We start from the raw sequence: 15617 nt of genomic DNA, 5'->3' as shown, positions 1-15617 counted from the left end.
TGTATTCGTTGTCCGGCAGTCTGTTTAATTCAGCACTCTGTCCGATTTTTTATTTTCATCAGGTTGAATTAAAATAAGCACTTAAGGAAACATTATTTACAATCCAAAACTGCCATATCCTTGCCTTGTAAATGGAAATGTAACAGAATAGACATTGTGTTACATTTTTTAATGGAAAATAAAATTGATTCTTTTGGGGATTTAAATCTGAAAAAAATTTGAAATTGAATTATCCGGGAAAATTGAAATTATTATTATAAAATTATTTAATATTAGATTTTTTACACAACAAGCAGACCCAAAATTTAAATTTTATTATTGCCCGCCTCTGCAGTGCAACACACAGCTAAAACTGTAAATTAAAAATTTTGCGTCTATAAAACAGCTTTATTTATTATATGACGTTAGAATTAAAAAGTAATTTAACCCTTGCATCATTATATTTTTTACTACAAATTCACGAGTTCAAAAACTTCGTCTCTGTCATCCTGGTCTATTCCCAGATATCTTGTCGTAATTTTATATGAAGAATGATTATAAATGCTTGTCAGAAGTGCCGGAGACACCCCTTTTTTCCAGGCATGATACCCAAATGTTTTCCTGAGCGAATGGCAGCTCACTTTATGACTGAGCAGACATTTTTTTGCTGCTTCTGATATTATGCGAAATGCCTGAATCCTGCTGATAGGCTTATCAGTGGATTTCTGACCAAGAAAAATAAATTGTTCCATCACCTCACACAATTTTCCTTTCTTCGCAATTATATCTTTAAGAAACGAAGCAAATGCTTCTTTTAAGTTTTTATTTATAAAAACAGTTGTTTTTTTACCTGTTTTCTGTTCTTTAACATCAATATGTGATTTAAACGACAGCAAATTTTCATTATACACATCCTTCCACCGAAGTTTTAAAATATCAGAAATGCGCAAAGCCGTGTTAAGTCCACATACAACAAGAAGTGAATTCCTTTTATTTGGTTTCACCTCGCGGTAATATCTTTTTATCTTTTTTAATTCCGCAATATCACGTATCGGCTGAGTAATTTTCATTTTTATAAATCTATCCTTTCATTTTTTGATAATATTTTAAAAAAATGCTAAAGTTTCCAAATTGACTGCCGATAAATAATGTGTAACAAAAAAATGTAACACAATATCCATTGTGTTACATTTTTTTATTGTCAATGATTATACATTATTCTTTTTATAAAAAGCAGAAAGTTCCTTTTTAAAATAAAAAACTGCCACACCGCAAATATTCAAATAATATCTGCAATGTGACAGTTTTCTTTTTTCTTTACGCACCCAATGCTATCACTTAAATTTTATACATCATAAATCAAAAGTCCAAATTTTTCGATGCACAAATTTTATTACTGTCTTACTTTGATGTGAACTTCACGAAGCTGCTGTTCACTTACTTCATTTGGTGCTCCACACATAAGATCCTGCGCATTTCCGTTCATTGGGAATGGTATTATTTCACGGATATTTTCCTCATTGCGAAGAAGCATTATCATACGGTCTACGCCCGGTGCCATTCCTGCATGTGGTGGTGCTCCAAACTGGAATGCATTGTAGAGTGCTCCAAATTTTTCTTTTAAGTCTTCTTCTGTATATCCCGCAATCTCAAATGCCTTAACCATTATATCAAGATCGTGGTTACGAACTGCTCCTGATGAAAGTTCAATACCGTTACATACAATATCATACTGATATGCAAGAATTTCTGACGGTTCTTTTGTATTTAACGCTTCAAGTCCGCCCTGTGGCATTGAGAATGGATTGTGAGTAAAGATATATTTCTTCTCCTCATTGTCATACTCATACATAGGGAAGTCATTTATATAACAGAATCTATAACTGTTTTTCTCAATAAGATCAAGTCTGTTTCCGAGTTCTGTACGAATCTGTCCTGCATAAAGAGCTGCCTGTGCTTCTCTGTCTGCAATGAAGAAGATTGTATCTCCCGGTGTAAGTCCTGCTATATCGGCAATTTCCTGTTTCATATCGTCAGGAATAAATTTGTCGATAGGTCCCTTGTAAGATTTATCTTCAAGAACCTCAAGATAACCAAGTCCGCCCATTCCGATAGACTGAGCAAATTTAAGAAGCTTTTCATGCTGACCTTTTGAAAGTTTTGCATGAACATTGATTGCACGAACTGTCTTTCCGTGGAATGGCTTAAATGTACATCTCTGGAAGAAATCTGTAACGTCAACGATACGAAGTGGATTTCTAAGGTCAGGCTTGTCTGAACCAAACTCAAGCATTGCCTGCTTGTAGCTGATAATAGGGTACGGTGCCTGTGTTACTTCATATCCTTCAGGTGCAAATTTTTCAAATGCTGCTGTAAGCACTTCCTCACCTACTTTAAATACATCTTCCTGTGTTGCAAAACTCATCTCAAAGTCAAGCTGATAGAACTCTCCCGGTGAACGGTCTGCTCTTGCGTCCTCGTCTCTGAAACAAGGTGCTATCTGGAAATACTTATCAAAACCTGACACCATAAGAAGCTGTTTATATTGCTGCGGTGCCTGTGGCAACGCATAAAATTTTCCCTTGAACTTACGTGATGGCACTATATAATCTCTCGCACCCTCAGGTGATGATGCACAAAGGATAGGTGTCTGAATTTCTAAAAATCCCATGTCTGTCATCTTCTGACGAAGAAAACTTATGACATTTGATCTGAATATCATATTATCACGAACTTTTGCATTTCTAAGGTCGAGATAACGATATTTAAGACGAACATCTTCTCTTGTCTCTTTTGATGTCATTATCTCAAAAGGAAGCTGTCTGTAAACTCTTCCAAGTACCTCTACCTTATGTGCTTCAAGTTCGATTGTTCCTGTAGGTATCTTTGGATTGTATGTCTCTTCATCTCTATGCTCTACAACACCTTCAACAGAAATACAATCTTCTTTGCTTATACCCTCAAGAAGTTTTGTGTCACGCATAACAACCTGCATCACACCATACATATCTCTAAGGTCAACAAATGACACACCGCCATGGTCACGGATATTTTCAACCCATCCGGCAAGTCTTAATGTTTCACCAACATTGTTTTCACTGATATCGTTTAATGTTTTGTCACGATAAATATTTCCTACGTTCATTTTTACCTCCTAAAAATAAAAAAGTCCATCCCAAACTAAAAGTTCAGGACGAACATAATATTTGTCCGCGGTACCACCCGAATTACTGTCTTGTCAGTCACTCTCTTGCTGTCTGTCGCGCAGCTTACGGCTCACCTACTGCCAGCTTATTATATACGGTACGCTGTTTTCAGTTCGCTGCTGATAGAGTGTTATTCACATGAATTCACTTTGCGAAGCTCTCACCGTCCTTCACTCGCTTTGAATGATAAATCATGCTACTTCTCTCCGTCGTCGCATTTGCATAACTAGATTGATTATATAATGGTATCAGGGGGATTGTCAATCATTTTTTCTGTTGAATTATTTTCGCTGTGGCCACTTTAACGCAGAGATTGATATAAATTTTCAATCACCCTATAAGCACCTTTTTCCCCTCAAATGCAAATCCGTAGTGCCTTATTCTTTCTTTTTCTATACCAAGTGCTAAGATTTCTTCATCATATCTTTTTTCTTCTATCTGCCTATGTGCCGCTTGCACCGCTTCTTCAAGAGTTTTTTCGCTCGATTTCTTCACTTTAAACTCAAGCACAATCGCCGGAAGTTTCTTTCCTGCTTCATTTGTACTATGTTTCGGAATCATCATAACATCATAACGACCGAAACCACTTTCCCTGTTTGATTTTATAATGTAATTATTTCTCTGTCCTGCCATAAGTCCCAATACAAAACCATGGTAAAAGTTTTCAGGTCGTATTCTTGATTCATCCTTTCCTGCAACATCAAAACTACTGAATACATTGAGCGTAACTTCATTTATATAATAATTCATCGCTTCTAAATCACCATCTATCAATGCACTTATAAATTCATTAGATGAATCATCTCCTGTCATAAACCAGCCTTTTATCAATTTTTGGAACATAACACGGACTTCTAAGTTGGTGAGGCTGAGTTCATATTTCTGCTCTCCTGTGCTTACGCAAATTTCCATACTGTCTACTTTCAGATAACCACTCGCCAATAAAAGGCTCCATATTGCATCCTCATCATTATCCAGTTGGTCAAATACTATCTGTTCGTCAATACCAACTGTTATATATTCCCCGTTTAAAAGTTTTTCCATAGCTTTCTTTATTTTTGGTGAACCTCTTTGAATAAGCTTTCCAACAAGACTGTTGGAACTTGTATCAGCCCAATACGTCTTAAATTCTTTCTTGTCAAGATAATTTGTAATAGACCACGGATTGTATATATCCTTATGCTTTCCGAAAGTAAATCCGTCATACCAAAGCTTCACATCATCTTTTTTTTCAGGCAAGCCAGCCTCATCCAATGCCGCAAAGACTTCACTTTCCGTAAAGCCAAAGCTTGTATTATACTCGTCATTTGTCGTTGTTATCACATTAAGATTGTTTAAATCGGAAAAAATACTTTCTTTTGATACCCTTGTAATCCCCGTCATTATGGCTCTATCAAGATATGGATTTGTTTTTAACGTAGAATTGAAAAAACTGCGTATAAATCCAACCATATCATTCCAAAATCCGTTTACATATGCTTCCTGCATAGGTGTATCATACTCATCAAGAAGTATTATCACTTTTTTCTCAAATTTTCTATATAAAATTGCTGCAAGATCTTTAACAGACCTATATATTATCTCATTTGATATATCTTTATTTACATTTGTGTTTTTTGAATAATCATCAAGCTGTCTAAATAAATTTCTTTCAGCATCTGTTAATATCGCATCTTCAAGAAGATATGAATGCTGTTTATAAACATCATTTATAACCGATACCATGTCATTTTTTGTATCTTTAAAATTATTCGCCTTAATTTCTGCAAAACTAATAAATATCACCGGATATGTCCCCTGAAGCTGTCTGTACTTTTCATCATTCCATATCGACAACCCCTCAAACAAATCACCTCTGCCCGCATATTTATTTGAAAAGAAACATTCCAACATACTCATATTCAATGTTTTTCCAAATCTTCTCGGTCGGGTTATAAGTGTCACATCATCCTGTGATTCCCACCATTCTTTTATAAAATATGTTTTATCTACATAAAAGCATCCTGATGTTATTAACGATTCATAATCCTGCTTTCCTATACTTATTTTACGCATACATTTTCCCCTCTCAATATATAATCAAAAACTCCCAATACATTATCATTAGTAATATCAGATGTATCATACAATTTTCCTGAATATCCGTAACTTAAATTATGTTTATTATAAACGTCAACAGAGAGTTCCGCAAGCGAAACTCTCTGCCACACTACAATCTTTCCTATATTCCAAACAACCCAAGCAGTTTTACTTTTATATACTTTTTTACTGTTACATCAAATCATTTTATGCTTCTTCTCTTAATCTTTCAGCTGCAAGCACCATATTTCTAAGACTTGCATCCGACTCTTTCACTCCTCTTGTCTTTAATCCACAGTCAGGATTTACCCAAAGTTTATCTCTTTCTATCTTTGTGAGCATAAGTTTTAATACATTTGTTATCTCCTCGACTGACGGTACTCTAGGTGAATGAATATCATATACTCCGGGACCTGCTTCTGTCTCAAAATTGTTTTCCCTGAGTGAATCCAATATCTGAAGGTCTGAGCGTGATGCCTCAAATGTAATTACATCCGCATCCATATCATCAATCGCAGGAATTATGTCTGTAAATTCACTGTAGCACATATGTGTGTGTATCTGTGTTTCAGGCTTTACACCGCTATGTGTAAGGCGAAATGCAGGTATTGCAAAATCAAGATATTCCTTATACCAGTCTGTTTTTCTAAGTGGGAGTTTTTCTCTTAAAGCCGCCTCATCTATCTGTATCACTTTTATGCCATTTGCTTCAAGGTCGAGAACTTCATCCCTTATTGCTAACGCAATCTGTGATATTGACTCTTTTATAGATATGTCCTCTCTAGGGAATGACCAGTTAAGTATTGTAACAGGCCCTGTAAGCATACCTTTCATAAGCTTCTTTGTAAGCGACTGTGCATAGACTGACCATTCTACTGTTATAGGCTTATCTCTGTACACATCTCCCCATATGATAGGCGGTTTAACACATCTTGTTCCATACGACTGAACCCATGCTTTCTGCGTAAACAAAAATCCTCCAAGCGACTCTCCGAAATATTCTACCATGTCATTTCGCTCATATTCGCCATGCACAAGTACATCAATTCCGATTTCTTCCTGCCAGTTTACACATTCGGCAATCTTCTTCTTATTAAATTCAATATACTCCTGTTCTGTCTTTTCCCCTCTCTTAAATGCAGAACGGTTTGCCTTTACATCCTTTGTCTGCGGGAACGAACCTATTGTAGTAGTTGGAAGTTCAGGAAGCTTAAATTCTTCCTTCTGAAGTTTCTGACGCTCGCTTCTCTTTGGAAGTCTTATATAATCATCTTCTTTAACCTTTGAAAGACGCTCACTTACATTTGCATTTGTACAATTTCTGTTTCCGTTGAAAAGTTCATGATTTTTCTTGTATACCTCATCATCACAATAATTTTTCTTGTCTGCAAGCTTTCCAAGCTCATTAAGTTCAACAAGCTTTTCCTTAGCAAATGAAAAATATGCAGTATACTCTTTTGAAAGCTTTTCTTCATTCCCTAATGTATATGGCACATGAAGTAGCGAGCATGATGTTGAAATCACTGTGTCAATACATTTATCTGCTAATTCATTTACAATCTTTAATGTTTTGTCATAATGATTTTTCCAGATATTCTTACCGTTTACAAGACCTGCAAAAAGCACCTTATCCTTTGGAAAACCAAATTTTGAAACAAGTTCATACGACTGTTTTCCCTCAATAAAATCAATTCCGATTCCTGCAAATGACATTTTTATAACATCCTCATAAATGTCACGTATATCTCCAAAATATGTCTGCAGTAATATTTTTGTATCTGTACTGCAAGCAAGCAACGCATCATAAATTTCATGGAATAATTTTTTATCCTCGTCACTCATGTCAAGTACAAGTGCCGGCTCATCAAACTGAACCCATGCAATCTGCTTTTTCCCACATGTCTGTAACAGTTCTTTGTATGCCTTCACAATATCGTCTACATAATCTGCTGCCGATTTATTTCCTGTATATCTGCACAATTTTAACATTGTATATGCACCTGTAATCATAGGTTTAGTTACAATTCCAAGTTCCTCTGCTTCGTCATATTCATTCCAAAGCTTGTCGCCTGACAGTTTTATCTGTGTATCATCCTCAACTTCCGGCACAATATAATGATAATTTGTATTGAACCATTTCTTCATTGCAAGTGCTTTAACATCACCATGTTCTCCCTGGTATCCTCTTGCCATCGAAAAATATGTATCAAGTTCTGACAACCCCAGTTCTTTATATCTCTTCGGTATAATATTTAGCAATACTGCTGTGTCAAGCACAATATCATAAAATGAAAAATCATTACTTGAAATAAAATCAATGCCTGCACTTTTCTGCAGGTTCCAGTGTGTCTTTCTCAATTCAGCCGCTGTCTGTTTCAACTGCTCCTCATCAATTTCATTTCTAAAATATTTTTCAGAAGCAAATTTAAGCTCTCTCAATGTTCCGATTCTCGGGAAACCAATAACTGATGTTTTCATCTCTAACCTCCATTTAAGCAATCTCTATCCCAAATACTCCAAAAAACTGCTCCCCTTCAATCTCTGAGAAAAACAGCTTCTTTTCAGTACGTTTATTATAATTAAGTTTCCCGCAATCGTATAATACATAAAGAAAGAGGTTATCCATAGTTTTAAACTATATCAAGTGATAAAAAATCATCCTAAATATTTTTTCAAAGACTCAAGGTAAGTCTCTCCAAGCCTGCTAAGCATACCTTTCTTATGCATAATATAACCTATGCGCATATCCCCCTCATCCGCTAACGGTACAGCTATTATATCCTTACCGTTTAACTTTTTGTCTATAACTCCACTGCAAACTGTATAACCGTTTAGTCCTATGAGCAGATTAAACAGTGTTGCTCTGTCCCTCACTCGTATATTTTTCTTTCTCTCAGATGCCGAAAAAATTTCCTCCGAAAAATAGAATGAATTATGCTCTCCCTGTTCAAACGAAAGATACGGATACAGTTCAAGTTCACTGTTCGTAATTATCTTTTTATCTGCAAGTGGATGTTTTCTGCTTATGAACACATGCGGTTTTGCCACAAATAATTGCGTAAATTCAAGTTCATGACTTTTTAAAATTTTATTTATGACTGTCTCATTAAAATCATTCAGAAAAAGTATTCCCAGTTCGCTTCTCATTTTCGCAACATCTTCTATTATTTCATATGTCTGGGTTTCCCTTATCGAAAAATCATATTCATCCTGACCATATTTTTTTATCAAATCTACAAATGCGTTTACCGCAAATGAGTAGTGCTGTGTTGAAACACAAAACTGTTTTTTCCCGCCTGAATTTTTCTTGTATTTATCTTCTAGAATTGCTGCCTGCTCAAGCACCTGCCTGGCATATCCCAAAAAGTCCTCGCCCTCCTTTGTTACGCTTACACCTTTGTTGGTTCTTCTGAAAATGACAATATTCATCTCATTTTCAAGTTCATGTATCGCACTCGTAAGGCTTGGCTGTGAAATGTACAGTTTATTTGCTGCCTCGGTAATCGTTCCCGTTTTTGCAACCATAGTCACATATCTTAGCTGCTGTAATGTCAAAATTTTCACCTTCTTTCCAAATCCGGATACTTGTTATATATTACAATTGTATCAAAAAAATGTACGCAAGACCATAATAAGTTACAACGGCAACAAGGTCATTTACCGTTGTAATAAGTGGACCCGATGCCACTGCCGGATCAATTTTAATCTTGTGGAAAAACATTGGAATTACAGTCCCCACCATACTTGAAATCAACATCGCAGCCATAAGTGAAACACCTACACATCCTGAAATTGCAAACGCTCCCATAAGACTATATCCTTTAAACATATGGATATATACTCCCAGCAATGTAAGTGCCATAACACCGAGTATTCCACCGTTTAAAAGACCAACTCTCATTTCCTTAACGAGCAAAAACAGTTTTTGTTTTCCGGTAAGATTTTCATCCATCAAAACACGTATAGTAACAGCAAGTGACTGTGTTCCGACATTTCCCGCCATGTCAAGTACCAGTGACTGAAAACATATAACTATCGGAAGTACCGCTACCACATTTTCAAACATTCCCACAACTGATGATACCAAAACACCCAAAAACAAAAGTATTATCAGCCATGGCAGTCTCTTTTTCATACTTTGAACAGTTGTCTCTTTCAAATCTTCCTCTGCTGTAAGACCTGCCAGTTTAGCATAATCTTCTCCCATTTCATCATCGACAATATCAACAATGTCTTCCGATGTTATTACGCCTAACAGCTGTTTTTCCTTTGACAATACAGGAATTGAATCTTCCGAATAATCTACAATCTGTTCTATACATTCATCAAGCAACTCATGGTCTGTCACATAAGGATAAGAGTTGATAACTATCTCTTCAAGGTTATCATTTTCCCTAGCCGTAATTAAATCCTTCAAATCTATTGCACCGGCAAACCTCGACAACTCGTCTTCAACATAAATAGTCATTATATTGTCATTTTCACCGGCCTGACGGACAAGTTCACTCATCGCCTGTCTTACCGAAAGCCCTTTCTTTATGCAGACATAATTCGTCGTCATATATCTGCCTATTTCATCTTCATCATATGAGAGAAGCATTTTCACGTCTGCCGCCGCGTCATCATCAAGTCTTTTTTCTATCTCATTTTTTGTATCTGTATCAAGCTTTTCAAGAATTTCAACCGCATCATCCGAATCCATAAATGAGATTATCTTTGCCGCATCTTCAATCGAAATTTCTTCCAAATATCTTTCCGGTTCATCCAGATATACAAATATCTCTGCCATTCTCTGAAAACCAAGCAGACCGTATATTCTTTTTCGCTCATCTGCTGTAAGCTGTGCTATTATATCCGCTATATCATTTTCATGATAATTTGACAGACATTCCAAAATTTCATTGTCATTTTTATTCTTTCTTATAATGTTTATGATATCAAAATATTTTCTGTTCATGTGTAACACCTCCGCAAAACGTATGTTTTCTATAACATAAAAAAGCACCCTAAACAGTGCTTTCTACATGAACAATATTTATGAAATCACATCACTATTTCAACAAAATGTGCATCATTTATAAACATGGCTAAAAATCTCATGCGACAGCCATGCCACTTGCTCACGATATAAAACACTGTTGTTAATACTTCGTCCAAAACTGTCATTACTGTCCATGAAATTCACCTCCGTATCAAAAAAATCCTAACACACTATAACATCATGTCAGGATTTTTTCAAGTTTTTTTCTTAAATAATATTCCTAAATTTTTTTAAATAATTTTCTTAATAAGACCTGCACCTATGGCATAAGGCCCTGTGTGAACACATATTGTTGCACCGATATGCGCGATATTAGTTTCCTCTTTGAGTCCCAATTCACTCATAACTTTGTCAAACTCTTTCTTGTATTCAAGTCCCTCTTCCCTGTCATATCCATACCCTACAGCATAAACATAATCATTTGGGTCTTCGCCATTTTCTGCAAAATAGTTTTTTAATAAATCATATGTTTTAAGTATTGATTTCTTGCGGCTTCTCGCTATGCCGGATGCGTCTATTGAACCGTCTTTGAGCGTAATTATTGGTTTTAAATTCAATGCACTTGACGCTATACTTGCCACTTTCCCTATTCTTCCGCCATGTTTAAGATAATCCGTATTTCCTACGGTAAAAAATATTCTTCCTGTTGCAAGGTACTCCGGTGATGTAAGTTTTTCTACCGCTTCCTCATAAGTTGCTCCGGACTTCTTTAATTTTGCCGCTTCTATTACAAAAAGCCACTGCAATACAGTCGCACCGAGCGAGTTAATAACCGTAATCTTTGCATCGGGATATTCTTCACAAACAATCTCTTTTGCATTGCACGCTGAATTGTATGAACCGCTTAAAGATGTCGTAATACATACACAAATAACAGCTCTGCCCTCTTTCACATGAGGAGTAAAAGCATCCACATAATTCTGTACTGATGGCAGTGAAGTTTTAGGATACTGTTTTGGAAAATCAACCATTTTCCTGTAAACATCATCTATTGCAATTTCATCCACTTCCTTTTGATAATTTTTATCGTCAAATGATATATAAAAAGGTACAACTTCTATATCGTATTTTTCTCTTAAACTCTGCTTCAGGTCGCAAGAGCTGTCACTGATTATCTGATAATCCATGGCAAATCCTCCATATTCCGATTTGTTCAAATTATTTATTAAACGGTGCATCCGTCTTAATCATTTATTTAAATTCAAATCAATTTTGTGTCAATTTCCATCTCATGTAGTTTTCATTACTACATTGTACCATATTCATGACGATTGTCAACCGATTAAGTCCTATTATTGTTCAAATCTGCTTCCGCATTTTGGACATATGTTACCCTTTGTAAATACGTGGCCGCAGCGGTAACAGCACTTCACCTCATGCTCCTGCTTTGACATATATTCAATACTTCTTGATTCCGGTTTCATTTTCAGATAATCAACAAAACCATCAAGTACCTCTGCCATGTTTTTTTCATCGTTCTTATTAAGTGTACACGGCATTTTTACATTTCCTTTTGAAGAATGCTCAATCATAAGACCTTTCTTTTCTGAAAATACCCTATTTATATTTTTCACCTCTATAGAACCTGATTTTATAAGTCCCTTGTAAAATACATGGTCAGGTGTAATTATAAATCCCTCTTTTCCGCTTCCAAACATTGATGAATCACATATGACAACCGGATACTCATATGTGCCTGTCGCATAAGCGTATGTGCTTACTGCAACCTTTATAAACGAAATTTCCTTATCACCTTTATCTTCCTCTCTCATTTTCCTGATGTCATAAAAATGAAGCTTTGACATGTCTGATATTTTTCCGTCAAGGTCACGTTTAAGTTTTTTTACAAGAAGCTCACATTCCTCCGTTTTTAGTGCCGTAAGTTTCTTGTCTATAAGCTGGAGCATATTTGATTTGAGTTCAGGCAGAAAAATTCCTTTTTCAATTTCTTTAAGCGCCTTAACGCCCTCATCAAATGTTATATTATCGGGATTTGGACATATTCCTCTGAGTTTTGCCTCATCAATCGCATAAACACGCTTTCTAAGTCCCTCCACAAATCTGTCAGAATTACGTTTCTCGTACTCTCCGTTTTTTATTTTCTCCATCATTTCCAGCAAATCATTCCTGTTATCTCTGTCAACACTGCCCACAAGCTTATTTAATTCATCAAACTCAACTTTATCACGTTTTGTATCAACAATTTTTATATATGGACTGACATCTATCTGCGTATATGTCATAAGTTTTTCTTTTGTTCTTTTATATCTGTCAAAATTTATATTTCCCGGAAGATGTGAAAGCATATATTCTATTTCTCTTTTTGCTGCCGCCTTGCAAAGCTTTGTCAGCACTTCAATATAATGATTTTTCTCCTGCTCACTTCCGTTTGATGCCCTAACTTTCTTAATATTCTCCACTATGTCTGAATACTTTGCTGTCCTGCTCTCATCTGTTATCCTGTCAAAAAATGATGCCCTGTTGTCTGCCGCTTTGTTGTCTGCCGCTTTGCTGTCTGCCGCTTTGCTGTCTGCCGCTTTGCTGTCTGCCGGCTTTTTATCATTTACTTTAGACTCCTTTTTAGCAGACTCACCGTTTTTTATATTTTCCTCTTTTTGATTTTGCTCTGTTCTTTTTATTTCAGTTGCGTTATCTTCATGACTGTCATTTTCTTTTATTGTTTCGTTTTCTTTTATTGTTTCGTTTTCCTTTGTTTCTTCAATTTCTTTATTATCACGTTTACAATTATCCTTTATTATCTCATTTTCCCTAATGTTTTCTTTATCACATTCTTTTATCGTTTTATTTTCTGTTCCTGATACTGATTTTTTTTCACTGACGGTTTTACTTTCCTCAGTATCTTTATTTTTTAAATCAGGCTCAGACAATGTTTTACTTTCCTTTTTCTTAGCATTTCTTCCGAAAAATATACCCTTGCCTTTACTTTTTTCTGTATTCTCTTCTGATAAACCTTCTCCGGCAAACGAATTATCATCCTTTACCTCTTCATTTTCCTCTTCATTTTCCTCTTTATCATCCTCCCTCTCATCGCTTCTTCTGCCAAACTCTCCCATTTTTTTATTTCGCATCTTTTCACGATACTCAAGTTCCTGCTCTATTATCGCAAGAAATCTCTCCTTTTCATAATCAGAAAAGAATCCTTCATCCATCTGGGCAAGTATCTGTTCAAGTTCCTCATCTGTCAAAAGCTCCATTTTTCTGCATCGCTCACTAAGTCTTTTTCCCAATGACGATACATTCTTTTCATAATCTGCCTCATACATATTAAAATTGCAGTTTCCCGTTTTTGCACCTTTTTTTCCTAAAAGCAGTACATAATCTCTTGCCGCATATTCATCATTGTCAAAATCAAGAACATATGCATCACCTTCTCTTAAAAGTTTCCCCGGCTTTGCTGTATAAAATTTTTTGCAGTTGTCACATGTATAAGCTCTTGTTATGTAAACACGCCCGTCATCAGTATCTATGACATTTTCTTTTCTCTGAGGATAGACAACCATATGCAGATGTTCCCCACAATCCGGACATTCATACGGAACCATGTAAAAATTATTTCCTATCCTGTGGGAATTTGTATATTTTTTATCAACATCTTCACGGTTAAACTGAAATTTTCCAGAACTCCATTTCATATTGTGCCACAAACCCGCACCTTTTCTTTCCTCTTCGACATTTATTCCGGCTGTATCTTCGTTGTCCTCATCTGCCCTGTTTATGCCTCCATCCTTTTTAACATTATTTTCTGTTTCGTTTCTACCGCTACCCTCTTTAGTATTTTTTTCTGTCTCGTTTTTACCGCTGCCCTCTTTTGGTTTTTCGGCTTCATTCTTTATATCACGCTGTTTTTGTATGTAATCAATACACTTTTCCATTGCATCTTCAAATGTAATCTGAATACCGTTTATAAAAAATTTAAAACTTGTCTTTGTAAAATATGTCTCTACATCTATCTCTTTATAAATCTGCGAAAAAAGAGCAGCAAGAACCATGTAATCCTGCTCAACATTCAGTCCCTTTATAGCTCCCCACTTGCCAAACGGATATAAGAGCATATTTATAATATTGGTAATAAGTTTATTATTTCCCATTTCAAATGCATTTGCCATGTCAAAGTCCAATTCTTCAATATCCGAATAAACTCTTCTTGTCGCAAGTTCAAAATACATTGAGCGTACTCTTCCTACAAGTATCATAGTATTCTTTCGTATAATAATGTCCCCGTTCCACTCTACGCGCTCTCTCATCGCTGTTATTATTCTTTGGTAAACTTTAACAATCTCATAATTTGCCTTTATACAAACCATACCATCCCTCTTTTCTCTATCCAAAAAATTTTATACACTCCTAATATTACATCTGCTTTTGACCCTTGCATCATAATAATTTTTCAAGTTCCTTTGCAAGTCCGTCATAATCATTGCTGAACTCAGTAATAATATCGGCAACGGCTTTCACATCATCAGTCCCGTTGCACATGCAAACACCGACACCGCACTCGTCAACCATTTCAAGGTCATTTGTAGTATCTCCAAATGCAATAACTTTTGAAATATCATATCCATATTTTTCACAATAATATTTAATCCCATATACTTTTGACAACTCCGGGTGGACAAATTCAAACATATCAGTCTGTGATTTAAATGCACGATACTTTTCAGATTTATGTGCCTCATAAAATTTTTCCACATCACTCATTTTTTCAGGGGGCGTACTTAATACAAGTTTACTTTGAGGGGTTGTGACCTCTTTTCTCATATCACACAGATGAATCCCAAGAAAATTATTTTTCGCCGCCCTCTCAATAGTAGAATCGTTTCTTACCGCATAACAATCCCCTCCCTGATAAACATAGGGATTTAAATCAAAATGTTTATATGTATCAATTATCTCAAAAATTGTATTTACATCGAGTTTAAAAAAACCTCTTTCTTCTCCGTCAGAAACATCATAAAGTTCCGCCCCGTTTGACGCAACCATAAACTGTATAATGTCAGAAAGCCCTAAATTCTCTACAGTTCTCCTGACTCCAAGTATAGGACGCCCCGATGCAATGCCAATCTTCATTCCCTTTTCTTTCTGTCGCCGCAAAACATTTTTTGTATATTCACTCACTTCTTTATTGTCATTAAGAAGTGTACCATCCATATCCATAACTATTACATGTAAATCAGACATATTTTCAGCTCCATTTCATATATGTTTTTTAAAATAATTATATCATAAATATACAAAAAAAACTGACAGACTGTTTTTTAGCCTGCCGGTTTTTATAAATCTATTAATTTAAT

At 35.6% G+C, this 15617-nt stretch carries 10 protein-coding genes; all 10 read right to left on the bottom strand.

Annotated features, from left to right (window positions below; translation table 11 throughout):
- Positions 1-449 precede the first annotated feature (449 nt).
- The 10 genes from ACZLXV_RS11305 to ACZLXV_RS11260 all read right to left on the bottom strand — a co-directional run bounded on the left by ACZLXV_RS11305 (position 450) and on the right by ACZLXV_RS11260 (position 15504).
- A complete protein-coding gene (locus tag ACZLXV_RS11305; RefSeq protein ID WP_482383499.1) occupies positions 450-1049 on the bottom strand; it encodes a tyrosine-type recombinase/integrase in 600 nt (199 codons plus the stop codon).
- Between the two features lie 323 nt (positions 1050-1372).
- Positions 1373-3124 carry an aspartate--tRNA ligase gene (aspS, locus tag ACZLXV_RS11300; RefSeq protein ID WP_022225678.1) on the bottom strand — a complete coding sequence of 584 codons (1752 nt, stop codon included), beginning with the start codon at positions 3122-3124 and terminating at the stop codon, positions 1373-1375.
- A 391-nt stretch (positions 3125-3515) separates the two neighbouring features.
- Positions 3516-5240 (bottom strand): AAA family ATPase, encoded by a 1725-nt coding sequence (locus ACZLXV_RS11295; protein WP_482383498.1) that lies wholly within the window; start codon positions 5238-5240, stop codon positions 3516-3518.
- Positions 5228-5395, bottom strand: a complete 168-nt coding sequence (locus tag ACZLXV_RS11290; protein WP_482383497.1) for a hypothetical protein — start codon at positions 5393-5395, stop codon at positions 5228-5230. The genes ACZLXV_RS11295 and ACZLXV_RS11290 overlap by 13 nt, the downstream gene beginning before the upstream one ends.
- A gap of 76 nt (positions 5396-5471) precedes the next feature.
- On the bottom strand, positions 5472-7742 hold the full coding sequence (metE, locus tag ACZLXV_RS11285) for a 5-methyltetrahydropteroyltriglutamate--homocysteine S-methyltransferase (RefSeq protein WP_482383496.1): 2271 nt from the start codon (positions 7740-7742) through the stop codon (positions 5472-5474).
- A gap of 177 nt (positions 7743-7919) precedes the next feature.
- The gene (locus ACZLXV_RS11280) at positions 7920-8819 is read right to left on the bottom strand and encodes a LysR family transcriptional regulator (protein ID WP_022225674.1); all 900 of its coding nucleotides are present in this window, start codon (positions 8817-8819) and stop codon (positions 7920-7922) included.
- Between the two features lie 40 nt (positions 8820-8859).
- Positions 8860-10221 (bottom strand): magnesium transporter, encoded by a 1362-nt coding sequence (gene mgtE, locus ACZLXV_RS11275; RefSeq protein WP_482383495.1) that lies wholly within the window; start codon positions 10219-10221, stop codon positions 8860-8862.
- A gap of 314 nt (positions 10222-10535) precedes the next feature.
- The gene (locus ACZLXV_RS11270) at positions 10536-11432 is read right to left on the bottom strand and encodes a DegV family protein (protein WP_482383494.1); all 897 of its coding nucleotides are present in this window, start codon (positions 11430-11432) and stop codon (positions 10536-10538) included.
- A 165-nt stretch (positions 11433-11597) separates the two neighbouring features.
- A complete protein-coding gene (locus ACZLXV_RS11265) occupies positions 11598-14654 on the bottom strand; it encodes a hypothetical protein (protein ID WP_482383493.1) in 3057 nt (1018 codons plus the stop codon).
- A 46-nt stretch (positions 14655-14700) separates the two neighbouring features.
- Positions 14701-15504 carry a Cof-type HAD-IIB family hydrolase gene (locus ACZLXV_RS11260; protein WP_482383492.1) on the bottom strand — a complete coding sequence of 268 codons (804 nt, stop codon included), beginning with the start codon at positions 15502-15504 and terminating at the stop codon, positions 14701-14703.
- Between the last annotated feature and the right edge of the window lie 113 nt (positions 15505-15617).

It is taken from the genome of Butyribacter sp. (assembly GCF_056818865.1).
The sequence above is the reverse complement of the archived record's forward strand: the minus strand, read 5'-3'. Positions and strand labels throughout refer to the sequence as shown.